This window comes from Mycolicibacterium arabiense, assembly GCF_010731815.2.
In the GTDB taxonomy this organism is placed as follows: Bacteria; Actinomycetota; Actinomycetes; order Mycobacteriales; family Mycobacteriaceae; genus Mycobacterium; species Mycobacterium arabiense.
The window spans coordinates 209,440-232,933 of sequence record NZ_AP022593.1 but is presented as its reverse complement, the minus strand read 5'-3'; the positions used below and the strand labels follow the sequence as shown (position 1 = coordinate 232,933).

General features: G+C 69.1%; 18 protein-coding genes and 2 pseudogenes. 4 read left to right on the top strand and 16 right to left on the bottom strand.

The window, feature by feature from the left end; genetic code table 11:
- The first annotated feature begins 7 nt into the window (after positions 1–7).
- On the top strand, positions 8–961 hold the full coding sequence (locus G6N61_RS02715; protein ID WP_163917096.1) for a 5'-3' exonuclease: 954 nt from the start codon (positions 8–10) through the stop codon (positions 959–961).
- A gap of 10 nt (positions 962–971) precedes the next feature.
- Here the strand turns inward: G6N61_RS02715 and G6N61_RS02710 are convergent, their stop codons facing one another.
- From G6N61_RS02710 to dop, 15 genes are all read right to left on the bottom strand, one after another.
- The gene (locus tag G6N61_RS02710) at positions 972–1,748 is read right to left on the bottom strand and encodes a DUF4333 domain-containing protein (RefSeq protein WP_163917094.1); all 777 of its coding nucleotides are present in this window, start codon (positions 1,746–1,748) and stop codon (positions 972–974) included.
- Between the two features lie 56 nt (positions 1,749–1,804).
- The gene (locus tag G6N61_RS02705; RefSeq protein ID WP_163917091.1) at positions 1,805–4,588 is read right to left on the bottom strand and encodes a DEAD/DEAH box helicase; all 2,784 of its coding nucleotides are present in this window, start codon (positions 4,586–4,588) and stop codon (positions 1,805–1,807) included.
- Positions 4,572–5,522 carry a twin-arginine translocase subunit TatC gene (gene tatC / locus G6N61_RS02700; protein ID WP_163917089.1) on the bottom strand — a complete coding sequence of 317 codons (951 nt, stop codon included), beginning with the start codon at positions 5,520–5,522 and terminating at the stop codon, positions 4,572–4,574. The genes G6N61_RS02705 and tatC overlap by 17 nt, the downstream gene beginning before the upstream one ends.
- Before the next feature lie 62 nt (positions 5,523–5,584).
- The gene (gene tatA / locus G6N61_RS02695; RefSeq protein ID WP_163917087.1) at positions 5,585–5,863 is read right to left on the bottom strand and encodes a Sec-independent protein translocase subunit TatA; all 279 of its coding nucleotides are present in this window, start codon (positions 5,861–5,863) and stop codon (positions 5,585–5,587) included.
- Between the two features lie 29 nt (positions 5,864–5,892).
- Complete coding sequence (locus tag G6N61_RS02690; protein WP_163917085.1) at positions 5,893–6,876, bottom strand: helix-turn-helix transcriptional regulator; 984 nt, start codon at positions 6,874–6,876, stop codon at positions 5,893–5,895.
- A 31-nt stretch (positions 6,877–6,907) separates the two neighbouring features.
- Positions 6,908–7,903, bottom strand: coding sequence for a helix-turn-helix transcriptional regulator (locus G6N61_RS02685; protein WP_163917083.1), 996 nt, complete (start codon positions 7,901–7,903; stop codon positions 6,908–6,910).
- A 60-nt stretch (positions 7,904–7,963) separates the two neighbouring features.
- Positions 7,964–9,322 (bottom strand): Pup--protein ligase, encoded by a 1,359-nt coding sequence (gene pafA, locus G6N61_RS02680; RefSeq protein ID WP_179973554.1) that lies wholly within the window; start codon positions 9,320–9,322, stop codon positions 7,964–7,966.
- Positions 9,323–9,445: 123 nt separating this feature from the next.
- Positions 9,446–11,215 (bottom strand): putative nucleotidyltransferase substrate binding domain-containing protein, encoded by a 1,770-nt coding sequence (locus tag G6N61_RS02675; RefSeq protein WP_163917081.1) that lies wholly within the window; start codon positions 11,213–11,215, stop codon positions 9,446–9,448.
- 52 nt (positions 11,216–11,267) lie between these two features.
- Positions 11,268–12,806, bottom strand: a complete 1,539-nt coding sequence (locus G6N61_RS02670; RefSeq protein WP_163917079.1) for a GMC family oxidoreductase — start codon at positions 12,804–12,806, stop codon at positions 11,268–11,270.
- Entirely contained in the window at positions 12,799–14,364 is a 1,566-nt protein-coding gene (locus G6N61_RS02665) for an APC family permease (RefSeq protein WP_163917077.1), read from the bottom strand. The genes G6N61_RS02670 and G6N61_RS02665 overlap by 8 nt, the downstream gene beginning before the upstream one ends.
- 13 nt (positions 14,365–14,377) lie before the next feature.
- Complete coding sequence (locus G6N61_RS02660) at positions 14,378–15,880, bottom strand: aldehyde dehydrogenase family protein (RefSeq protein ID WP_163917075.1); 1,503 nt, start codon at positions 15,878–15,880, stop codon at positions 14,378–14,380.
- A 75-nt stretch (positions 15,881–15,955) separates the two neighbouring features.
- Positions 15,956–16,693 (bottom strand): proteasome subunit alpha, encoded by a 738-nt coding sequence (gene prcA, locus G6N61_RS02655; RefSeq protein WP_163917073.1) that lies wholly within the window; start codon positions 16,691–16,693, stop codon positions 15,956–15,958.
- A complete protein-coding gene (prcB, locus tag G6N61_RS02650; RefSeq protein ID WP_407666467.1) occupies positions 16,690–17,568 on the bottom strand; it encodes a proteasome subunit beta in 879 nt (292 codons plus the stop codon). The genes prcA and prcB overlap by 4 nt, the downstream gene beginning before the upstream one ends.
- A gap of 26 nt (positions 17,569–17,594) precedes the next feature.
- Complete coding sequence (locus tag G6N61_RS02645; RefSeq protein ID WP_163917069.1) at positions 17,595–17,789, bottom strand: ubiquitin-like protein Pup; 195 nt, start codon at positions 17,787–17,789, stop codon at positions 17,595–17,597.
- A gap of 96 nt (positions 17,790–17,885) precedes the next feature.
- Positions 17,886–19,394 carry a depupylase/deamidase Dop gene (gene dop, locus G6N61_RS02640; protein ID WP_163917067.1) on the bottom strand — a complete coding sequence of 503 codons (1,509 nt, stop codon included), beginning with the start codon at positions 19,392–19,394 and terminating at the stop codon, positions 17,886–17,888.
- A gap of 200 nt (positions 19,395–19,594) precedes the next feature.
- Between dop and G6N61_RS02635 the strand changes: the two are divergent.
- Together G6N61_RS02635 and G6N61_RS02630 are read left to right on the top strand one after the other, a co-directional pair.
- Positions 19,595–20,229: pseudogene (locus G6N61_RS02635) on the top strand (MspA family porin).
- A 51-nt stretch (positions 20,230–20,280) separates the two neighbouring features.
- The gene (locus G6N61_RS02630; RefSeq protein ID WP_163917065.1) at positions 20,281–20,970 is read left to right on the top strand and encodes a response regulator transcription factor; all 690 of its coding nucleotides are present in this window, start codon (positions 20,281–20,283) and stop codon (positions 20,968–20,970) included.
- Here G6N61_RS02630 and G6N61_RS02625 read toward each other — a convergent pair.
- The gene (locus G6N61_RS02625) at positions 20,931–22,307 is read right to left on the bottom strand and encodes a sensor histidine kinase (protein WP_163917063.1); all 1,377 of its coding nucleotides are present in this window, start codon (positions 22,305–22,307) and stop codon (positions 20,931–20,933) included. The two genes, G6N61_RS02630 and G6N61_RS02625, sit on opposite strands and share 40 nt — an antisense overlap.
- Before the next feature lie 47 nt (positions 22,308–22,354).
- On the opposite strand from G6N61_RS02625, the pseudogene G6N61_RS02620 reads away from it, so the two are divergent.
- Positions 22,355–23,490, top strand: a pseudogene (locus tag G6N61_RS02620) (hypothetical protein).
- Positions 23,491–23,494 lie beyond the last annotated feature (4 nt).

Genomic DNA, 23,494 nt, shown 5'->3' with positions numbered 1-23,494 from the left:
CACTCGGGTGAGCGCACCGGTCCTACTCCTCGACGGAGCGAGCATGTGGTTCCGCTCGTACTTCGGCGTACCGTCGTCCATCACGTCCCCCGACGGCAGGCCGGTGAACGCCCTGCGCGGCTTCCTCGACAGCGTCGCCACCCTCGTCACCACGCACCGGCCGGCCCGCCTGGTCGTCTGCCTCGACCTCGACTGGCGTCCGCAGTGGCGCGTCGACCTCGTCCCCTCCTACAAGGCGCACCGCGTCGAAGAGGTCCAGGCCGACGAACCCGACGTCGAGCAGGTTCCCGACGAACTCACCCCGCAGGTCGACATGATCATGGCGATGCTCGACGCGTTCGGCATCACCACCGCCGGTGCGGTGGGCTACGAGGCCGACGACGTGCTCGGCACGCTGGCCACCAGGGAACGCACCGACCCGGTGGTCGTCGTCAGCGGTGACCGCGACCTGCTGCAACTCGTCGGCGACGAACACGTGGCCGTGCGGGTGTTCTACATCGGCCGCGGACTGACGAAGGCCGTCCTCTACGGGCCTGCCGAGGTCGCCGAGACCTACGGAGTGCCGGTCGGCCGTGCCGGGCCCGCCTATGCCGAACTCGCACTGCTGCGCGGCGACCCCTCAGACGGTCTGCCCGGCGTACCGGGAATCGGCGAGAAGACCGCGGCCACGCTGCTGGCGCAGCACGGCTCACTCGAGGCGATCCTGGCTGCCGCGAACGACCCCAAGTCGAAGCTGCCGACCGCACAGCGCAAGAAGTTGCTCGGCGCCGCCGACTACATCACCGCGGCCATACCCGTGGTTCAGGTGGCACACGACGCGCCCGTGCGGATGTCGAACGACTTCGACGCGCTGCCGCTGTCGGCGCGTCACCCGCGCAAGGTCGCCGAACTGGCTGCCGAATACGGCGTGGTGTCGTCGGTCGGGCGGCTGCAGAAGGCGCTCGACGCGCTTCCCAACTGACGCCTGCGACCTACTTGGGCCTGCCGACCTCGTAGGTGCCGTCGTCGTCCTGGAACGTCACGGTGACCTGCCGCTTGGTGCCGTCGATGCTCACCTCGCAGGTGAAGGTGTCACCCTTCTTGACCTCGGGGTTCGCGCCGTCGTTGCAGTTGACGTCGGACACGTTCTTCGCGCCGTAGCCATTGGCCTCGTCACCGAGCACCTGCGCGACACCGGTCTGAGCGGCATTGACGTCCAGCCGCTTCTCGACGAACCAGCCCGGGGTGAAGAAGCCGAGGACGACGATCACGATCGCGATGAGCGCGACGATGCCGCCCGCCACCGCGAGCAGGAGCTTCATCGACTTCTTCGAGCCGGCCTCGGAGCCCGGCGGCGGGTACGGCGAGAACTGCTGATCCGGCTGGCCGTACTGCTGCGTCGGTTGACCGTACTGCTGCGGGTACTGGCCGGGCTGCCCGTACTGCGGCTGACCGTACTGGGGCGGCTGGCCGTACTGCGGCGCTCCGTACTGGCCGTACTGCGGAGGCTGCCCGTACTGCGGTTGGCCGTACTGCTCGGTCTGCGGGGGCTGGTACGGCGTCTGCCCGTAAGCCGAAGGGGGCTGCCCGTACTGCTCGCCCTGCGGGTACTGCTGCGGGTTGTACGCGGGGGGTTGCTGCTGCCACGCCGGGGTCTCACCCGCGGGCTGCCCCTGATCCGGCTGCGGCTGCCAGGCCGACGGTTCACCCTGCGGCGGTTGCTGACCCGGCCATTGCTGGTTCGGATCAGTTCCCTGCGGTCCGCTCATCGTCTCTCCTTGGTGCTGGCTACCATGCCGGTCTGCGCTGAGGCGTTGGCAACACCCTACCCTGCATCAACTGCCACGACGCCGCGGCGAATGTCGCCCATCGCGCGTTTCGCGGTGGACCGCAGCGCCGGTGACGGGGCTGCGTTTCGCACCTGATCGAGCAGGTCGAGGACCTGACGGCACCAACGGACGAAATCGCCAGCGGACAACGGTGATCCGCTGCCGTTGGCATCCGAGGCGGCGAGCGACGCGGTCAGGTCGCCGGTGCTGGCCCACTGGTAGATCGCCGCAACGAAACCGGGGTCGGTCTCGCGACTCGGTGACAGTCGGTGGCGCTGTTCGTCGGCACGGATCTCGCTGCACGTACGGCGGGTCGCCGAGAGTGCGCGCCGCAGTCCCGCGCTCGATTCGTCGAGGTTGGGTGCGGCGCCCGGCGTGTCGCCCCTGGACTCGTAGAGCACGGTCGACAGCACGGCAGCCAACTCGGCGGGCCGCAGCCCCTCCCACGTTCCGCGCCTGAGACATTCGGCGACCAGCAGATCACTCTCGCTGTAGATCCGCGCGAGCAGCCGGCCGTCGTCGGTCACCTTCGGATCCTCGTCGGCTGCCCCGTCGACCGCGCCGTCGATGAAGCCACGTTCGGTGAGCAGCAGCAAGATCCGGTCGAAGGTGCGTGCGAGCGAGTTGGTCGCGGTGGCGACCTTCTGCTGGGTCTCGGCGTTGTCGCGCTCGATGCGCAGGTAGCGCTCGGCGACGCGGACGCCCTCGTCGCGGTTCGGGTCGTGGTGCGCCGGGTGGGCGCGGACCTCGTCGCGCAGCCGCGCCACCTCCGGGTCGACGTCGGGTTCTGCCGCCGCGTCGCGACGGCGCCTGCGCGAGGGCAGATCCAGTCCGGCGGCCGCGTTGCGCAGCGCCGAGGCCAGGTCCCGCCGGACCTTCGGCTGCCTGTGCTCGACGCGCTTGGGCAACGTCATGGTCCCGAGCTTCGCCGAGGCGCCGGTGAAGTCGGCCGACGAGATGCGGCCCGCCCAACGCTCTTCGGTGAGCACCAGCGGGCGCGGGTCGTCGACGTCGGCTGCCGGCTCGAGGACGACGGCGATCCCGCTGCGCTTGCCCTGGCCGATCGCGATGATGTCGCCGCGGCGCAGTGACGTCAACGCATCGTTGGTCGCCTTGCGGCGCTGCAACCGGGACGACCGCGACTGTGCCCGTTCGCGTGCCGCCACCGCCGCGCGCAACCGCGCGTACTCCAGGATCGGCGCGTCCCGGCCGCCGAGTTCGGCAGCGATCTCGTCGAGCATCCGCTCGCCGCGCGCGACGCCGCGCACCAGACCCACCACCGACCGGTCGGCCTGGAACTGGGCGAACGACCGCTCGAGCAGGCTGCGCGCCTGCGCCGGTCCCATGTGCCCGAGCAGGTTGATGGTTATGTTGTACGACGGCGCAAAGGAACTGCGCAGCGGGAAGGTGCGGGTGGACGCCAATCCCGCGACGTCGGCCGGGTCGACGCTGGTGTCGTTCGGTTGCCACAGCACCACCGCGTGACCCTCGACGTCGATGCCGCGCCTACCGGCCCGGCCCGTCAGCTGGGTGTACTCCCCCGGCGTCAACGGCGCATGCTGCTCGCCGTTGTACTTGACCAGGCGCTCGAGCACCACCGTGCGGGCAGGCATGTTGATGCCGAGAGCCAGTGTCTCGGTGGCGAACACCGCTCTGACCAGACCGGCGGTGAAGAGTTCCTCGACGGTGTGCCGGAAGACCGGGAGCATGCCCGCGTGATGGGCGGCCAGACCGCGCAGCAGCCCCTCGCGCCATTCGTGGTAGCCGAGCACGACGAGGTCGACCTCGGCGAGGTCCGCGCACCGCCGGTCGATGACCTCGGCGATCCGCGCCCGTTCCGCGTCGTTGGTGAGCCGCAGCGGTGACCGCAGGCACTGCTTGACCGCCGCGTCGCACCCGACCCGCGAGAACACGAACGTGATCGCGGGTAGCAGCCCCTCCCGGTCGAGTGTGGCGATGACGTCGGGGCGAGCGGGCGGGCGGTAGATGGTCGGTCTGCCGCCACCCTGGTCGCGGCGCCCACGGCCGCGGCCTCTCGGCTCCCAGTCCGAGAGCCGGTCCGACTCCCGGCGCAACGCGATGTGCCGCAACAGCTCACGGTCGACCTGCGGCTTGCCAGGGCGGGCCTGCCCACCCTCGAAAAGGTCGAACAGCCGCTTACCGACCAGCATGTGCTGCCACAGCGGAACGGGGCGGTGCTCGTCGACGACGACGGTGGTGTCACCGCGGACGGTCTGGATCCAGCCGCCGAACTCCTCGGCATTGCTGACCGTCGCCGAGAGGCTGACCAGCCGCACCTCCTCTGGCAGGTGCAGGATGACCTCCTCCCACACCGCCCCACGCATCCGGTCGGCCAGGAAGTGCACCTCGTCCATCACGACGTGGGAGAGGCCGTACAGCGCGGTCGAGTTGGCGTAGAGCATGTTGCGCAGCACTTCGGTGGTCATCACCACCACGTCGGCGTCACCGTTGATGGACTGATCGCCGGTCAGCAGACCGACGCGTTGGGCGCCGTAGCGGCGGACCAGGTCGGCGTGCTTCTGGTTGCTCAGGGCCTTGATCGGCGTGGTGTAGAAGCACTTTCGGCCTGCCGCGAGCGCGAGGTGCACGGCGAATTCGCCCACCACCGTCTTGCCTGCGCCGGTCGGTGCGCACACCAGCACGCCGTGGCCGCTCTCCAGCGCGCGGCACCCGTCGACCTGGAAGGCGTCGAGTGCGAACGGCAACTCCTTGGCGAACCTGGCCAGCTCTCCGCCCAGCGGCTCAGGTGGCTTGGTCATCGACGCTCACGCGAGACGGTGTCGGCACGGCGGACGGGGCCTCGACGTCCTCCACCGGGCCGATCGGCGCGGCCTGATCGTCGGGCACGGCCTCGTTGGCGGCCCGCTTGGCCTTGCGCCGGTCGTTGAAACGCGCCACCTGGATGGCGAATTCGAGCAGGACGGTCAGCGCGCCTGCCAGGGCCAGCATCGAGAACGGATCCGAGCCGGGTGTGAAGAACGCCGCGAACACGAAGAGCCCGAAGATCAGCCCGCGCCGCCACGCCTTGAGTCGCTCGTAGGACAGCACGCCGACGAGGTTGAGCATGATGATCAGCAGCGGGAACTCGAAGCTGATCCCGAACACGAGCAGCAGGTTGATCAGGAAGCCGAAGTACTGGTCGCCCGACAGGGCGGTGACCTGAACGTCGCTACCGACGGTGAGCAGGAAGTCCAACGCCTTGGACAGTACGACGTAGGCGAGCACAGCGCCCGTGATGAACAGCGCGGCGCCGAACGCGACGAACACCGAGGCGAACCGGCGCTCCTTGCTGTACAGCCCGGGCGTGATGAATCCCCACAGCTGGTACAGCCAGACCGGGCAGGCCAGTACGACACCCGCGGTCAGCGACACCTTCAACCGCAACATGAACTGATCGAACGGCGCGGTCGCGAGCAGCCGGCACTGTCCGTCGGGAGCGATCGTCGCGCGGGCGGACTCGGGCAGCGCGCAGTACGGCTGCCGGAGCCAGTCGCCGAGGCTGGGGGTGCCGAAGACACCGTGGGTGTACCAGAAGAAGCCGAGGATCGTCGTGAAGACGACGGCCGCGGCCGCGATCAGCAGCCGGTTGCGCAGCTCGGCGAGGTGGTCGACGAGCGACATCGTGCCGTCGGGATTGACCCGCGCGCGGCGACGGCGGGGGTCCAGCCTCTTGATGATTCCAGGAGTACGCACGGGATCGTGTGAAGACACCGACTAGGGACGCGACGAGTCGTCGCGGCCGGTGAAGGCGTGGGTCAGGCCGTGCGCTTGTCGGGCTGCTCGGACGCCGGAGTGGCCCCCGTGGCGGGTGCCGGGTCGACGACGCGCTCGGAGGCGATCGGCGTGGCAGGCGCCGCGTCGGACGACGACGCAGCGTCGGACTTGCCGTCCGCCTGCATCTCCTTGATCTCCGACTTGAAGATCCGCATCGACTTGCCCAGCGAACGCGCAGCGTCCGGCAGCTTCTTGGCGCCGAACAACAGGACGAAGACTGCGATAACGATCAACCAATGCCAGGGTTGCAGAGCACCCATTCGGTCACCTCCAGAAGTCGAGCACGAGTCTACCCGCCGACCTCGGCGGCAAGGGACTCGTACGCGGCCAGCGCGGCCACTGCGGATTCCCGCACCCGCTCGACCAGCGATTCCGGCTCCAAAACCCGGACCCCTGAGCCGAAGCCCAAGACGAAGCGCGACATCCACGCGTCCGAGGCGTACGTCATGGTCGCTTCGCAGGCCCCGTCGGCCAATTCCCGCACCACGTGCAGCGGAAAGTAGTCGAACATCCAGGCCGCCGACGGGTGTACCAGCAGGGTCGCCGAGGGCAGCGACGGGTCCGAGTCGAACAGCGAGGTGTCCGGCCCGGCCTGCACGGCAGGCTCGGGCGGGGCCGACGGTTCGTCGAGTTCACGCGCCTCGACGATGCGGTCGAACCGGAACAGTCGCACCGCCTCCGCCGTACGGCACCATGCCTCGAGGTAGCTGTGGTCGCCGACCAGGACCACGCGGATCGGATCGACGGTCCGCGTGGTCAGGACGTCGTGGGACGCCGAGTAGTAGTCGATGGTCAGCGCGTGGTCGTTGCGCACCGCCGACCGCACCGCGGCCGCCGCTGCGTTCTCCACCGGCGCCGGCTCGTCGGACGCGACGACGGCGCCGTCCTCCTCGCCGGTAGCCGTTCCCGCGGCCGACTCGATCTTCGCGATCGCGCTGCGCGCTGCGGCCGGGTCGACCATGCCGGGCACCTCGAGCAGCGCGCGCAGCGCGACGAGGATGCCCGTGGCCTCGGGCGAGGTCAGACGCAGCGGATGGTCCATCCCGGCCGAGAACGTGACCTCGATGGTCTTGCCGGACATCTCGAAGTCGATCAGGTCGCCGGGTCCGTAACCGGGCAACCCGCACAGGAACAGCTGCTGCAGGTCGTCGCGCAGCTGCTTCTCGGTGACCCCGAGGTCCAGGGCGGCTTCCTCGAACGTGATCTTCGGGTTGGCCTGGAAGTACGGCACCATGTTCAGCAACCGCACCAGGCGGGTCGATACCTGGCTCATGCGCGATCCCGCTCCGCTTCTCGCTGGTAAGTCATGCGCGATCCACCCCCGCCTGTGCCCTCAACCGCTCGATGACGTCATCACGCAGCGCAGGCGGGTCGAGCACCAACGCGTCGGCGCCGTATCCGGCGATCTCGCGGGCGAGCCTGTCGTGCATGCCGATGTCCACGGCCAGTTCGTCGCCTGCCCGGCCGCCGATGGTCCTGGTCGCCATCTCGGTCGCCGACCGGCGCAGGGCGGTGGCCCGGCCCTCGGCGACCCACACCCGGGCCTGGGCGCCCGGCGGCCATTCCGCCACCGCGCGATGCACGATCTCACGCAGGTCGACGCCCTCGGGGCGACGCACCGCGCCGCGCGGACCGATCGCCTCAACCTCCGAACCGACGCGCGACACCCGGAACGTGCGGGTGTCATCGCGGTCGCGGTCGTGCCCGACGAGGTACCAGCGGCCGCGGTAGGTCACCACACCCCACGGCTCGACGGTGCGCGTGGTGAAGGGGGCGCTGCGCGTCGCCCGGTGCTGGAACCGGACCGCCTGCCCGGAGTCGATGGCAGCCAACAGGATTCCGAGCACCTCCTCGGACCCGCGCAGGCCCGGCATCGAGGCATTGGTGCTGATCATGACGTCACTGTCGGACGCGTCGACGTCGACACCGGCTGCGCGCAGCTTGAGCAACGCGCCCTGGGTGGCGGTGACGAGTTCGGGCGACTCCCACAGCTGCGTGGCGATCGCCACGGCGGCCGCTTCGTCGGCGGTCAGCTCGACCTGCGGCAGCGCGTAGGCCTTGCGGTTGATCCGGTAGCCCTCGGTGGGGTCCATCGAGGAGACCCTGCCGGTCTCCAGCGGGATGCCGAGGTCGCGCAGTTCGTTCTTGTCGCGCTCGAACATTCGCGAGAATGCTTCGTCGCTCGGGCTGTCGCCGTACCCGTAGACGGTCTTGCGGATGCGTTCGGCGGTGATGTAGTTGCGGGTGGACAGGAGTGCGATGACGAGATTCATCAACCGCTCGACTTTGGAGATCCCCACCGGTCGAGTTTAGTCCCGGGCAACGGTTCCCCCGTCCGCCGGACACGCAACCCCCAACCCCTACATGCTGGCGATGAGCCGCTTCACTCGCTCGTCGACGGCCCGGAACGGGTCCTTGCACAGCACGGTGCGCTGCGCCTGGTCGTTGAGCTTGAGGTGCACCCAGTCGACGGTGAAGTCACGGCCCGCGGCCTGGGCGGCGCTGATGAACTCACCGCGCAGCTTGGCCCGCGTGGTCTGCGGCGGCTCGTTGACGGCGGCCTCGATGTCCTCGTCGGTGGTCACCCGGGCGGCCAGACCCTTGCGCTGCAGCAGGTCGAACACGCCGCGGCCACGCTTGATGTCGTGGTAGGCGAGGTCGAGCTGCGCGATCTTCGGGTCGGACAGCTCCATGTCGTAGCGGTCCTGGTAGCGCTGGAAGAGCTTGCGCTTGATCACCCAGTCGATCTCGGTGTCGACCTTGGCGAAGTCCTGCGCCTCGACCGCGTCGAGCTGACGGCCCCACAGGTCGACGACCTGCTCGATCTGGGCGTTGGGCTCGCGGGTCTGCAGGTGCTCGACCGCGCGGCTGTAGTACTCCCGCTGGATGTCCAGGGCGCTGGCCTGCCGTCCGCCCGCGAGCCGCACCGGGCGCCGGCCCGTCAGGTCGTGGCTGACCTCGCGGATGGCCCGGATCGGGTTGTCGAGCGAGAAGTCCCGGAACGGCACGCCCGCCTCGATCATCTCGAGGACCAGGGCGGCGGTGCCGACCTTGAGCATGGTGGTCGACTCGCACATGTTCGAGTCGCCGACGATCACGTGCAGCCTGCGGTACTTCTCGGCGTCGGCGTGCGGTTCGTCGCGGGTGTTGATGATCGGACGCGAGCGGGTGGTTGCGCTCGAGACGCCCTCCCAGATGTGCTCGGCGCGCTGGGAGAGGCAGAACGTCGCGGCCTTGGGGGTCTGCAGCACCTTGCCCGCACCGCAGATGAGCTGACGCGTGACGAGGAACGGGAGCAGCACGTCGGAGATCCGGGAGAACTCGCCGGCACGCACGATCAGGTAGTTCTCGTGGCAGCCGTAGGAGTTGCCCGCCGAGTCGGTGTTGTTCTTGAACAGGTAGATGTCGCCGCCGATGCCCTCGTCGGCGAGGCGCTGCTCGGCGTCGATCAGCAGGTCCTCCAGGACCCGCTCACCCGCGCGGTCGTGGGTCACCAGCTGCACCAGGCTGTCGCACTCGGCGGTCGCGTACTCGGGGTGCGAACCGACGTCGAGGTACAGCCGCGCGCCGTTGCGGAGGAACACGTTCGAACTGCGGCCCCACGACACCACCCGCCGGAAGAGGTAGCGCGCCACCTCGTCGGGTGAGAGTCGCCGGTGGCCGTGGAAAGTGCACGTCACACCGAATTCGGTCTCGATGCCCATGATTCGCCGTTGCACGTGTCCGAGCTTACGGGTTCTCGACGTCGGAGGTTGCGGTAGTGGCCCAGGGTGTGTTCCGTGGCCGCGGGCCGTCGGTCGTGACAGACGCCGCCGAATTCGTAAACGGCTGCCGGTACGACGTCACCCGAGCAGGTATCCGGCGCCCTTCATCCTGCGCTGCACCGCGGCGATCTCCCGCAGGCCGTCGCCGAGCAGACTGCGGTTCAGCGGCGACAACTCCGACATCGTGATGACGTCACCGGGCGGGTGCCCCGCCGACACCTGTGCCACCTGATGGGTCATCCGCAGCCGGTGCAGCATCGCGAAGACGTCGCCGAGGGTGGTCGCGTCGCGCTCCGAGAGTGCCCCTGCGTCCGCCGCCGCGTGTAGGCGCTCCGGCGTGCTCGCGGACGTCACGTCGGCGGCCAAGCCACCCCAGCGAGCGAGGTTCACGATCGGCGTCACCGCGTGTGCCTTCAGATCGAACGTGCCGCCGCGCCGGGACAGCACGTCGCGCAGCGAACGCGCCCGCACCCGCTCCGACAGCGCGTTGAGCAGTTGCAGGCGTAGGGCGTTGGGGTGTTCGCTGCGCATCCGGCGGTAGGCGGCGGGCACGGCGTTGAGTGACGGCTCGCCCCACACCACCCGGCCGTCGACCATCAGCGACGACAGGATGAGGCCGCGGTCGCGCAGCGGATCGTCGAGCCAACCCGCCGCCGCGGCGGTCCACTGCGACCGCGACCGCGCGAACGTCGGGCTCGACGCGACGGCCCCGTTGCTGTCCGAGGGCAGGCCGCAGCCGTCGAGGATCTCGTGCACCCGCGCCGCCAACGCCCGCAGGTCTGGACCCGCCGGGTCGAGATCGTCGCGCCAGGACAGCGCGCTGTCGACGTCCGAGGACGGCATCGCCTCCCGCCGGGCGACACTGCCGAGCGACAGCCAGGCCACCCCGTCGGTCGGTGCCCGCGACTCGGCCAACGCCAGCTGCAGCGCCCGGCGCACCATGCCGTCGACCACCACCGACAGGATGGCGCTGGTCGCCGAGGCCTTGGTCCCGTTGCGGAACAGGTCGGCCGCCATCCCCCGAACGCGCCGCCCGACCACCTGCAGCGCCGCGGGATCTGCGGCGAGGCCTATCGCCCGCCGCACCAGGAAGCTCTGCCGTGCCGACGCGGCCAGCAGATCGGCGTCCTCCAGGACGCCGAGCACCTCGCCGCGGGCCGTCACGACCGGCATGTGCCGCAGCCCGCATTCGAGCATCTCCATCAGCACGGACTCGGCCGTCAGGTCGACGGTGACCGTGCGCGCGGGCGCACTGACCACCTCGGCGATGGGCACGTCGACGGGAACACCCGCCGCGACCACCCGGGTGCGCAGGTCGCGGTCGGTGAAGATGCCGAGTTCACCGCCCTGCAGGCGGGTGAGCGCGTAGGACACCTGCCGTGCCGTCATGGCGACCACGGCGTCGCGCACCGAGGTGTCGGGCGGCAGTACGAGCGCATCGCCGTGGAGCAGTTCGGCGACCGGCCTGCTGTCGGTGGCGGGCGCGATGGTGGGACGCTCGGGCGTGCCCAGGTTCCACGCCGACGCAGCCAGGTAGGCCAGGCCGGCCGGCTTGGCGAACCGCTCCCGAACCAGACCGTCCGGAAGTCGCAGCAGCGTGCTCGAAGCCGTTGTCCGAGCGCTGAATTCGACGTCACCGTCGGTCAGCAGCGGCGTGTAGCCGAACAATCCGCCCGGACCCACGGTGTCAATCATCGCGCCGTCGGCCGCCTGCAACGTCACCTGACCCGTGCGCACCATCCACACGCGGTCCGGCTCGCGATTGGCGTAGTCGACCACCACCGACCCCGCCGGGAACTCGACGACGCTGGCCCCCGCGGCCAGCTCGCTCAGTTCGGCGTCGGACATCCCCTGGAACGGGGTGTGCGCGCCAAGGAACGCCGCCAGATCCTCCGGCGGTTCAGCTCGATCGGATGAGGTCAGCGCACTTCTCCGCCATCGTCATCACGGTGATGTTGGGGTTCACCGCAGGCAGCTTGGGCATCGCCGAGGCATCCACGACGCGCAACCGCGTGACACCCTTGACCCGCAACTGCGGGTCGAGCACCGCCATCGGGTCGTCGGCCGCGCCCATCCGCGCCGTCGCAGCCGGGTGATAGACGGTGTTGTGGCACTGGTGGAGGTAGTCGAGGATCTCGTCGTCGGTGGTCGCTTCCGGACCCGGTGCCAACTCCCGTGCCACCCATGGCTTCAGCGGCGTCTGCTCGGCGATGGTGCGGGCCAGGCGCACGCCGGCGAGCATGATGCGCTCGTCGTAGCCGTCCGGGTCGGTGAAGTAGCGCGGGTCGACCCGCGCACGATCGCGGAAGTCGCGGGTGCGCAGCCGGACCGTTCCCCTCGACCGGCCCTGAGTCACGTTGGGCGTCAAGCAGAATCCGTTGTCGGTGGTCGGGTAGCCGCGCCGCAGCGTATTCATGTCGAACGGCACGCTGCCGTAGTGCATCATCAGGTCGGGCTGGTTGGGCCCGTCGTCGATCGTCGTGAACAGCCCGATCTCCCACCACTGGGTGGAGCTGGTGACCATCGGCTGGGCCGCCTCCCAGAACACCAGTCCCTCGACGTGGTCGTCGAGGTTCGCGCCGACCCCCGGGGAGTCCACCCGCACCGGGATGCCCATCTCGCGCAGGTGTGCCGTCGGCCCGATGCCCGAGAGCATGAGCAGCTTCGGCGTGTCGATCGCGCCTGCGCACAGGATCACCTCGCGGCGGGCCGTGACCGCGTCGTAGCCGGTGAGGTCGGCGCGCTGGTAGCGCACTCCGGTCGCGGCCTTGCCATCGTCGAACAGCACCTCGGCGATCCAGCAGTCGGTGCGCACCTCGAGGTTGCGCCGGGTGCCGAGGATCGGGTGCAGATAGGCCCGGGAACTCGAGTTGCGCAGGCCGTCCTCGGAGGCGTTGATCTGGAACCATCCGGCGCCGTTGCGCACCGTCTCGCCGCGGTTGAACGCCACCGTCGGCAGACCCGCCAGCGCAGCGGCCTCGAGCACGGCCGAGCCGCAGGGGTCCCGCGGCGGTACGTCCCGCAGGCCCACCGTTTCGGTGAGACGAGTTAGCAGCGGCAGGATCTCGGCGGCGCTCCAGCCCGTCGCGCCCATCGCGGCCCAGTCGTCGAGCGCCTCGGCAGGCGGCCAGAACGCGATGCAGGAGTTGTGCGACGAGCACCCGCCGAGCACCTTCGCCCTGGCGTGGCGCATGAACGAATTGCCCCGCTCCTGGGGTTCGACCGGATAGTCCCAGTCGTATCCCGAGTCGAGCAGCCGCATCCAGTCGCTCAGCACCAGGATGCCGTCGTCGTCCACGTCCGACGGCCCGGCTTCGATCAGGCACACCGTCACCGACGGATCCTCGGACAGCCGGGCGGCCAGGGCGCAGCCTGCGGTGCCACCGCCTGCGATGACGTAGTCGAATTCAGCAGCGGGTTCGGTCGTGCCCTCAGGCATCCGGCAGTGCCTCGCTCTTCGTCGTGGCGGCATGCGACTCGAGGCAGCCGATGTGGTTGCGGCCCTTGAGGAAGTACCACAGCAGCCCGGCGCCGAGGATCACGCCGATGTAGACGAACGCGCCCCACGTGTTGTACCAGGGATCGCCGTAGACGGCCGAACGCGGCCAGGCGAGGTTGAGCGCCATGCCCACGCCCCACACCACCGCGACGACGTTGACCGGCAACCCCCAGCGGCCCATCGTGAAGTAGCCGCCTTCCTTGAGGTCCTTCGGCGGCCACTGCCCCTGCAGGCGCTTCTTGAGCAGCGGACCGGTCACCATCAGGTAGGCCAGGTAGATCATGATGATCGCGATCGACGTCAGCACCGTGAAGATCTTCGGTTGACCGATGTTGATGACCAGGATGATCACCGAGATGACGCCGATCGTCACGGCCGGGATGATCGGGGTCTGGGTCTTCGGGTGGACGGTGGCGAGTCGCTCACCGAACGGCAGGGCGTTGTCGCGCGCCATCGCGAACGTGAGCCGGATCGCCGCGGTGTGAACGGCCAACGTGCACACCGTCACCGCGATCACAATGCAAATCAGGAAGATGGTGCCGAGCGGGCCCCACATCACCTGCTCGACGATGTACTGCAGTCCGCCGGTGCTCTCGCCCAGCGCCGGATCCTCGAGGTTGGGTGCTGCCATCACGGCGAAGACCAGGATGCCGCCGCCGATCACGAACGAGGCCAGGATCGCGCGGAAGATGGCCTTGGGTGCGGTGCGCCGGGGTTCGACGGTCTCCTCGCCCAGTGAGCTCGCGGTGTCGAAGCCGTACATCACATAACCCGATGCCAGCGAGGCGATCAGGAACGCCGCCAGCCAACCGCCGCTTTCCCCCGCGCCGTAGCCGTTGCTGGAGAAGAAGACGTCCGGTCCGCGCTCCACGTTCACCGCGAGCAGGATGACGATCAGCACCGCGGCGATGAGTTCGATGAACACGCCTGCGCTGTTGATGCGGGACATCAGCTTCACGCCGAGGGCGTTGATGAGCGTGGTGAACGCGATCAGCACGGTGCCCAGCAGGACGGCGTTGGCGGCGTAGTCGTACTCACCGGTGCCGTCGCCGATGATCTGGAAGCCGCTCCACAGCCGCGGCAGGTTCAGCTGATAGGCCAGCGCGACGGCCGAGATCGTCACGATGGACGCGGTGAGCATCAGCCAGCCCGACATCCAGCCGACGAGCTTGCTGCCCAACTTCTTCGACCAGTTGTACACCGAACCCGCCACCGGGTACTTGGCCGCGAGTTCCATGAAGCACAGCGCGACGGCCATCTGCCCGACGAACACGATGGGCCACGACCACAGGTACGCCGGACCGGCGGTGCCAAAGCCAAAGTAGAAGAGCTGGAACGTGCCCGTCAGGATCGAGATGTAGCTGACGCCCGCGGCGAAGCTCGCGAACTTGCCGATGCTGCGGTCCAGCGACTCCCGATACCCGAAGTCCTCCATGCCACTGTCGGCATGAACACCCCCCGTCGCTCCGCTCGCCCCAGATGGCTGCTTGATCACCATGACGCGTCCTCCCCTAGCCCTTGAACCAGCCGGCGGGCGCCGGTGCCGTGTTGTGCCAGATGTGCTTGGTCTCCTGGTATTCGGCCAGACCGGACGGACCCAGTTCGCGCCCGTTGCCCGACTTGCCGTAGCCGCCCCACTCGGCGGCCGCGGTGTAATAGCCGAAGTCGTTGAGCCACACCGTGCCGTGCCGCAGGGCGCGCGCGACCCGCTGGCCCCGCGCCGGGTCGGAGGTCCGAACCCCGGCTGCCAGACCGTATTCCGTGTCGTTGCCCAGGCGTATGGCCTCGGCCTCGTCGGTGAACCGCTCCACGGTGAGGATCGGCCCAAAGGTCTCCTCCTGCACGATCCGCATCGACCGGTCGCAGTGGTCGAAGATGGTGGGCAGGTAGAAGCTGCCGTCGGCCAGTGCGGGGTCACTCGGTCGCGCGCCGCCGGTGATCAGCTTGGCGCCCTCCGAGATGCCGAGCTGCACATACGATTCGACCTTCGCCCGATGCTGCTCGGACACCAGCGGTCCGGTCTCGCTGGCGGGATCCATGCCGTCGCCCATGCGGATCGTCTCGGCCCGTGCGGCGAGTGCGCTGACGAAGTCGTCGGCGATCGACTCCTCGACGATCAGCCGCGTGCCCGCCGAACAGACCTGCCCCGAGTGCAGGAAGACGCCGGTGAGCACGTGGTCGACGGCGGCGTCCCAGTCCGAGTGCCCGGCGACGTCCGTCGCGACGTCGGCGAACACGATGTGAGGGTTCTTGCCGCCGAGTTCGACGGCGACCTTGGTGACGTTGTCGGCCGCGGCCCTCGAGATGGTGGCGCCCGTGGCCAACCCGCCGGTGAACGAGATGAAGTCGACGTCGGCCGAGGTCGTCAGCGCCTCGCCGAGCACTGCGCCGCTGCCCTGCACCAGGTTCACGACACCAGCGGGAACGCCCGCCTCCTCGACGAGGTGGGTGAACGCGATCGTGGACAGTGGGGTCACCTCGCTGGGCTTGGCGACCATCGTGCAGCCGGCGGCCAACGCGGGCGCCACCTTCCACGACATCTGCAGCAGGGGGTAGTTCCACGGGGCGATCAGCACGCACACGCCGATCGGCTCGCGCACGACGCGGCTGACGATCGCGGGATCACCGACGTCGACGAGGCGGTCGGCCGCGACGGCGATCAGCCTCGCGTAGTAGCGGAACACCGACGTGACGTCGTCGATGTCGATCCTGCTCTCCGCCAGCGTCTTTCCGGTGTCGCGGGTCTCCAGCAGCGACAGCTCTTCCTTGTCCCGCTGCAGCAGGTCGGCGATCCGGTCGAGCACGGCGGCGCGTTCGGCGACCGCCGTGTCGGGCCACGGCCCGTCGTCGAACGCGGCGCGGGCGGCCGCGATCGCGGCGGTGGCATCGTCGGGGGTCGCCTCGTCGACGACTGCGGCGATCGATCCGTCCGCCGGGTTGACGACGTCCCTGGTACCGCGGTCGGAGGCGTGGCACCACCGTCCCCCGATGTACAGGTCCGGTTCACCGTCCATGGGTCACCCCTTCTCGACGAGATGGGACATTACCCACTCGACGTGTTCCGCGCCGTGCGGTTGGGGTGAACGGATTTACTCGGCGGCGGGTTCGGGGGTCTCGGCCTCCGGGATCAGCGCTTCCAGCGCCGAGCCGGTGATGCGCCGGAAGGCGCGCCGCGGGCGGTTGGCGTCGAGTACGGCCACCTCCAGGGTGGACGCCCCGAGCGTGCGGGTCTCGGCGCCGTTGGCGGCGGCTGCGCCGGTGCGCAGGGCGTCCACCGCGATTCTGGCGGCCTCTTCCAGGGTGGAGTTCTCGGCGTAGGACTCGTTGAGCGCCGTCGCGATGGGCTCGGTGGTGCCACCCATGACCACGAAGTGCGGCTCGTCAGCGATCGACCCGTCGTACGTGATGCGGTACAGCTCAGGCGCTTTCGTCTCGCCGAAGTGGGCCACCTCCGCCACGCACAGCTCCACCTCGTACGGCTTGGCCTGTTCGGTGAAGATGGTGCCGAGCGTCTGTGCGTATACGTTGGCCAGCTGCCTGCCGGTCACGTCGCGCCGGTCGTAGGCGTAACCACGGGTGTCGGCGAACTGGATGCCACCTCGGCGCAGGTTGTCGAACTCGTTGAATCGGCCCACCGCGGCGAAGCCGACGCGGTCGTAGAGTTCGCTGACCTTCTGCAGTGACCGAGACGGGTTCTCGGCGACGAACAGCACGCCGCCGGAGTAGGCCAGCACGACGACGCTGCGCCCGCGGGAGATGCCCTTGCGCGCGAGTTCGCTGCGCTCCCGCATCGCCTGTTCGGGCGAGATGAAGTACGGGAAGCTCACAGGTCGACCTCTCCCGGGTGATTGGCCGAGTCGGGGCCGAACGTGTCGGCCCGCGAACGACTTTCGATGACCTCGCGTGCGAGTCGGGCGATGCGCTCCTCGGCGATCTCCTCCGCGCCGTCGGCGCCGATCACGACCGCGGTCGGGTAGATGCCCCGGACCAGGTCCGGCCCGCCGGTGGCCGAGTCGTCGTCGGCCGCATCGTAGAGCGCCTCCACGGCGACGCGCAGCGCCGATTCCGCGTCGGTGACCCGCGAGTACAGCTTCTTGATCGACGACTTGGCGAAGATCGAGCCCGAGCCGACCGACTGATAGCCTTCCACCTCGACGTTCCACCCACCCGCGGCGTCGAACGACACGATGCGGCCCGCCGCGGCAGGCTCCTTGTCGTCGAGGTCGAAGCCGACGAGCAGCGGCAGGGCGATGAAGCCCTGCAACGCGGCACCGAGGTTGCCGCGCACCATGATCGCGAGTCGGTTGACCTTGCCCGCGAACGTCAGCGGAACGCCTTCGAGCTTCTCGTAGTGCTCGAGTTCGACGGCGTACAACCGGGCGAACTCGACGGCGATGGCAGCGGTACCCGCGATGCCGGTGGCCGTGTAGTCGTCGGTCACGTAGACCTTCTGCACGTCGCGTCCGGCGATCATGTTGCCCTGCGTGGACCGGCGGTCACCGGCGATCAGCACGCCACCGGGGAACTTCAGCGCGACGATCGTGGTGCCGTGCGGCACCGCGTTCGTCGGCGACGGCGAGCCATCGGCCGGGCCCGAGGCAGGCAGCAAGTGCGGCGCCTGCCTACGCAGCAGTTCGGAGAACGACGATGAATCCACCTGTAGCGATGGCGCTCCGGGAAGCCCGGAGATCGAGGGGTTGATGGCTTGCCTGTCGCGATTCGACCAGGTCACTGGCCACCCTTTTGAACGTAGGCGCGCACGAAGTCCTCGGCGTTCTCCTCGAGGACGTCGTCGATCTCGTCGAGGAGGTCGTCGGTCTCCTCAGTCAGCTTCTCGCGACGCTCCTGGCCTGCTGACGTGCTGCCGGTGGCGTCGTCGTCATCGCCGCCACCACCACCGCGCTTGGTCTGCTCCTGAGCCACCGCTGCCTCCTGCGTCTTTGCGACGGACTCACAGCTGCCCGTCAGTCACACCACACTACCGGTCCCCTGCCACACGAGCCGGGATGGTGTGCCCGCTTAGTTCGTGAGTTGCTCGACGAGTTCCGCGGCGCTGTCCACCGAATCGAGCAACGCCCCGACGTGCGCCTTGCTTCCGCGCAGCGGCTCGAGCGTGGGAATCCGCACCAGCGAGTCGCCACCCAGGTCGAAGATCACCGAGTCCCAACTCGCGGCGGCGATGTCGGCGCCGAAGCGGCGCAGGCACTCACCGCGGAAGTACGCCCGGGTGTCGGTGGGCGGGTTGTCGACGGCGTCGATGACCTGCTGCTCGGTGACGAGCCGCTTCATCGACCCGCGGGCGACCAGCCGGTTGTAGAGCCCCTTGTCCAGTCGCACGTCGGAGTACTGCAGGTCGACGAGCTGCAGCCGGGGCGCCGACCACGCCAGGTTCTCGCGGCGGCGGAAGCCCTCGAGCAACCGCAGCTTGGCAGGCCAGTCCAGGATTTCGGCGCATTCCATCGGATCGCGTTCGAGCAGGTCGAGCACCTCTGCCCAGGTCTGCAGGACGTGGGATGCCCGCGGGTCCGGGTCCCGGGCGTCGACCAGCTTGGCCACCCGCTCCAGGTAGATGCGTTGCAGCGCCAGCGCCGTCAGCTCCCGGCCGTCGGCGAGTGCCACCGTGGCGCGCAGGGTGGGGTCGCGGCTGATGACGTGCACCGCGTGCACGGGCCGGGCCAACGCGAGGTCGGAGAGGTCGAGGCCGTGGGCGGGCCCCTCCTCGATGAGGTCGAGCACCAGGGAGGACGTGCCGACCTTGAGGTAGGTCGACGTCTCGGCCAGGTTGGCGTCACCGATGATCACGTGCAGCCGGCGGTACTTGTCGGCGTCGGCGTGCGGCTCGTCGCGGGTGTTGATGATGCCGCGCTTGAGCGTGGTCTCGAGTCCGACCTCGACCTCGATGTAGTCGGCGCGCTGGGTCAGCTGGAAGCCGGGCTCGTCACCGGCCGGGCCGATGCCGACCCGTCCCGAGCCGGTCACGATCTGGCGCGAAACCAGGAACGGCGTGAACCCCGAGATGATCGCCGAGAACGGCGTCTGGCGGGACATCAGGTAGTTCTCGTGGGTGCCGTACGAGGCGCCCTTGCCGTCGACGTTGTTCTTGTAGAGCTGCAGCTTGGCGGCCCCCGGCACGCTGGCGACGTGGCGCGCCGCGGCCTCCATGACCCGCTCCCCCGCCTTGTCCCAGATCACGGCGTCCATCGGGTCGGTGACCTCGGGCGCGGAGTACTCCGGGTGCGCGTGGTCGACGTAGAGCCGGGCCCCGTTGGTGAGGATCATGTTGGCCGCGCCGACCTCGTCGGCATCCACCACCGGAGGCGGTCCCGACGCCCTGCTCAGATCGAACCCGCGCGCGTCGCGCAGCGGCGATTCGACCTCGTAGTCCCACCTGGTGCGCTTGGCCCGCTGGATCCCGGCGGCGGCCGCATAGGCGAGCACGGCTTGCGTCGACGTCAGGATCGGGTTCGCGGTCGGATCGGACGGCGATGAGATGCCGTACTCGACCTCCGTCCCGATGATCCGTTGCATGCGTCAAGCCTAGGTGACGCTCGTTTCGACCGGTCGGCGCGTTGCCCGAGACCGAGCGGCACGGTCCGCTGCGACGGGCATCCCGACGGATGCATGTGTCCTACAACACATTCCGCAGCAGGCATGAATCAGTTCCTCAGCGTCCTCTCAGCGGTGGTCTGCCAACCTCGCCGCCAACGTCGAGTCGTGCAGAGGGAGAAATGAAGGCCATCAGTAGGAGTTTCGTCGCGCTCGTCGCCACCGTCGCGGCATTGTTCGCGAGCACCGGTACCGCTCACGCCGGGCTGACAACGAGTTGAGTCTCGTCGACGGCAAGGACCGCACGCTGACGATCCAGCAGTGGGACACGTTCCTCAACGGCGTGTTCCCGCTGGATCGCAACCGGCTCACCCGCGAGTGGTTCCACTCGGGCAAGGCCCGCTACGTCGTCGCAGGCCCCGGTGCCGAGGAGTTCGAGGGCACGCTGGAGCTGGGGTATCAGATCGGCTTCCCCTGGTCGCTGGGTGTCGGAATCAACTTCTCGTACACCACCCCGAACATCCTGTTGGACTCGGCCGACATCACCGGTCCGCCGTTCGGCCTCGACTCGGTCATCACCCCGAACCTGTTCCCCGGCGTCTCGATCAGTGCCGACCTGGGCAACGGCCCCGGCATCCAGGAGGTCGCCACGTTCTCGGTCGATGTCGCCGGACTTGACGGTTCCGTCGCGGTGTCCAACGCGCACGGCACTGTGACCGGTGCCGCCGGTGGCGTGCTGCTGCGTCCATTCGCCCGGCTGATCTCGAGCACCGGTGACAGCGTCACCACCTACGGCCAGCCCTGGAACATGAACTAGGGACGCCGCCGGGCGGGTGGTCGGCCGGGTGATGGCAGAATCCACGTCGCGATGAAGGTGCTTGTCGTCGAAGACGAACCCCTGTTGGCGTCCACCCTCGCCATCGGACTGCGGGCCGAGGGCTGCGTGGTCGTCGAGGCGGCCAACGGCGTCGACGGCCTGTGGCAGGCCGTGGAGAACGACTTCGACGTCATCGTCCTCGACATCATGCTGCCCGGCCTGAACGGCTACGAGGTGCTGCGGCGGATGCGGGCCAAGGACGTCTGGACACCGGTGTTGATGCTGACCGCCAAGGACGGCGAGTACGACCAGACCGACGCCTTCGACCTCGGCGCCGACGACTACATGACCAAGCCGTTCTCGTTCATCGTGCTGGTGGCGCGGCTGCGTGCGTTGGTCCGGCGTTCGGCACCCCAGCGACCCGCGATCCTCACCGCGGGATCGCTGACACTGGACCCGTCACGCCGGATGGTGCACCGGGACTCGACCCAGATTCCCCTGACGCCGCGCGAATACGGTCTGCTCGAGTTCCTGATGCGCAACAAGGACACCGTGGTCACCAAGACCGAGATCCTGCAGAACGTCTGGGACGCACACTACGAGGGCGCCGACAACGTCGTCGAGGTGTACGTCGGCTACGTCCGCCGCAAGATCGACATCCCGTTCGGCACCAACACGATTCAGACCATCCGCGGCGTCGGTTACCGTCTCGACTCCGGCGCCCACGTCAGCGGAAGCTGAAGGCTGACCGCGGTTCCCACGCCGTCGCGGTCCCCGATCGTCACCGTGCCGCCATGGGCAGCGACGATCTCACGGACGATCGCAAGCCCCAGGCCGGTGCCGCCCGCGGTGCGCGACCGGTCGGGGTCGAGCCGGACGAAGCGGTCGAAGACGCGGATCCGGTCGGCAGGCGGAATGCCCGAACCGTCGTCGCAGACCTCGACGAGCAGCCGGTCGGCTTCGGCGGTCACCGTGACGTCGATGCGCGAGTTGGCGTGTCGCGCCGCATTGTCGAGCAGATTGCGCACCGCCCGCGAGAGCGCGGCCGCATCCCCCGTCATGCGGGCGGGCGGGATGACCGAGCGCACCGTCAAGGTGGTGCGCCGGCGCAGGCGGTCGACCTCGGTGGCGACGACGTCGTCGAGGTCCACGTCGTCGCGCGCGACGGTCAGGCCGCGCTCGTCGGCACGGGCGAGTAGCAGCAGGTCGTCGATCAATGCCTTCATCCGCTGCGCCTCGGGAATCAGCGTGCCTGCGGCAAGTTCGGCGTCGAAGACCTCCGGGTGCGCGACGGCCACCTCCAGCGCCGAGATGATCGTCGTCAGCGGGCTGCGCAACTCGTGCGAAGCGTCTCCGACGAACCGCTGCTGTGCCGCGTGCCCCGCCTCGATGCGGGCGAGCATCTCGTTCATCGTGACGGCCAGTGCGGCGATCTCGTCGCGGCTGGCGGGCACCGGCACCCGGCCGGTCAGGTCGGAGGTACTGATGTCCGCTACGCGGGAACGGATCTCGTCGACCGACCGCATCGAGCGGCGCACCAGCAGGTAGGTCGCCAGCCCCGAGACACCGATGACGACGGGCGCGGCGAGCGCGAGCACGATGGCGACGTTGCGCACCGTCGAGACGATGGTGGCGCTGCCCTCGCCGACCAGGATCGTGTAGCGCCCCTCGGGTCCGTCGACGGTCTGCGCGCCGAAGCGGATGCGCCCGTAGGGCGAGCTGTCCCCGGGGATTCCGATCAGGAGCCCGGTGCCGACCTCGGAGATCGGCAGCAGCGGCGTCGTCGGGGCCGACGCCGAGTGCCGCACCACCGACCCGTCGGACGAGATGATCTGCACGGCCACGATCCGCTCGTCGGTGTCCAGCAGAGCGGGATCGACGGCGTCCGGTCCGGCGAACCGGACCTCCTCGGCGAGCGCTTCGACCCGCGACGCGGCGGCGCTGTCGACGCCGTAGAGCATCGTCTGGTACTGCACCGCGGCCAGACCCGCACCGGCGACGGCCAGGGCCACGAACACCATGGACGCCGCGACGAATGCCGAACGCGCCGAGATGCCCCAGTTCAACCCTCTCGCCATAGTCGGTCCAGTCCATCACAATTTCGACCGTGCCCGAAGCGCTGCAGATGCAGCAGATCCACGACTGGTTCCTGCATCGCGGTCTGCCACTGGTGCTGACGCGGCGGGTGCGGTCGCGCGATCTGATCAAGCGCTCGGCACCGATGGTCAGCGGCGTCGGGGCGTTGACGGCGGTGACGATGCTGCTGGCGGAGGTGACCGGCGACGCCCCGGACTATGGGTACGCGCTGCGGCTCGGCATCATCGCCGCACTGCTCGTCGCGGCCCCGTTCGCGCTGCACCTGCTGCACCGGATGGACACCCGGCTCAGAGATGCCGGCCGACGGAGCGCCGCGACGCTGGTGATCACGCTCTCGTCGTGGTCATGCCGATCACGGTCAGCGGCTGGACCGCGGAGGCGGCGGCCGAGGCGCCGGCGTTCATCGCGATCACGCTGCTGGCGATCTGGTTGACCTATCTGGGATTCGGCGCGATCGCCGCGTGGGCCTTCCGGTTCGCGTGGGTGCAACTGGGAGCCCTTGGCACCCTGATGAGCCGGGCGCTGCCGCTGCTGATGCTGACCGTCGTCGTGTACTTCACCGGCGAGCTGTGGCAGTTGGCCGCACGGATGACGCGCCAACGTCTGTGGGAGGTCATCGGATTCCTCGCGCTGGTGGCGCTGGCGTTCATGGTGACCACCATCCGCGACGAGGTACGGGCGCTGCGCGAGGACCGCGCCGAGCAGACCGACACCGCCCAATTGCTCGCCGACACTCCGCTGTCCGGCCATCCCGATCCGGGGGTACGCCTGCCGCTGTCCCGCGGCGAACAGGTCAACGTCGTCGCGGTGATGGTGGTGTCCCAGGCCATTCAGGTGGTGTTCTTCACCGCCGGGCTGTTCTTGTTCTACCTCGCACTGGGGACCATCGCCATACCCGACGAGGTGGCCGTGCTGTGGTCGGCGGAGGAGTACTGCGCGGTCGGCGAACCACCGTGCGCGGGAACGTGGTTCGGCGTCCACGTTCCCGTGCCACAGACGGTGGTGCACATGTCGCTACTCGTCGGGGTGCTGTCCGGCCTCTACTTCACCGTGAGCACCAGCGTCGACCCGCTGTACCGCCAGCGGTTCTTCGACCCGTTGATCGCGGACGTGGCGGTGAGCCTCGCCGGGCGCGACGTGTACCTCGCACTCGAGAGGACCTAGCGGC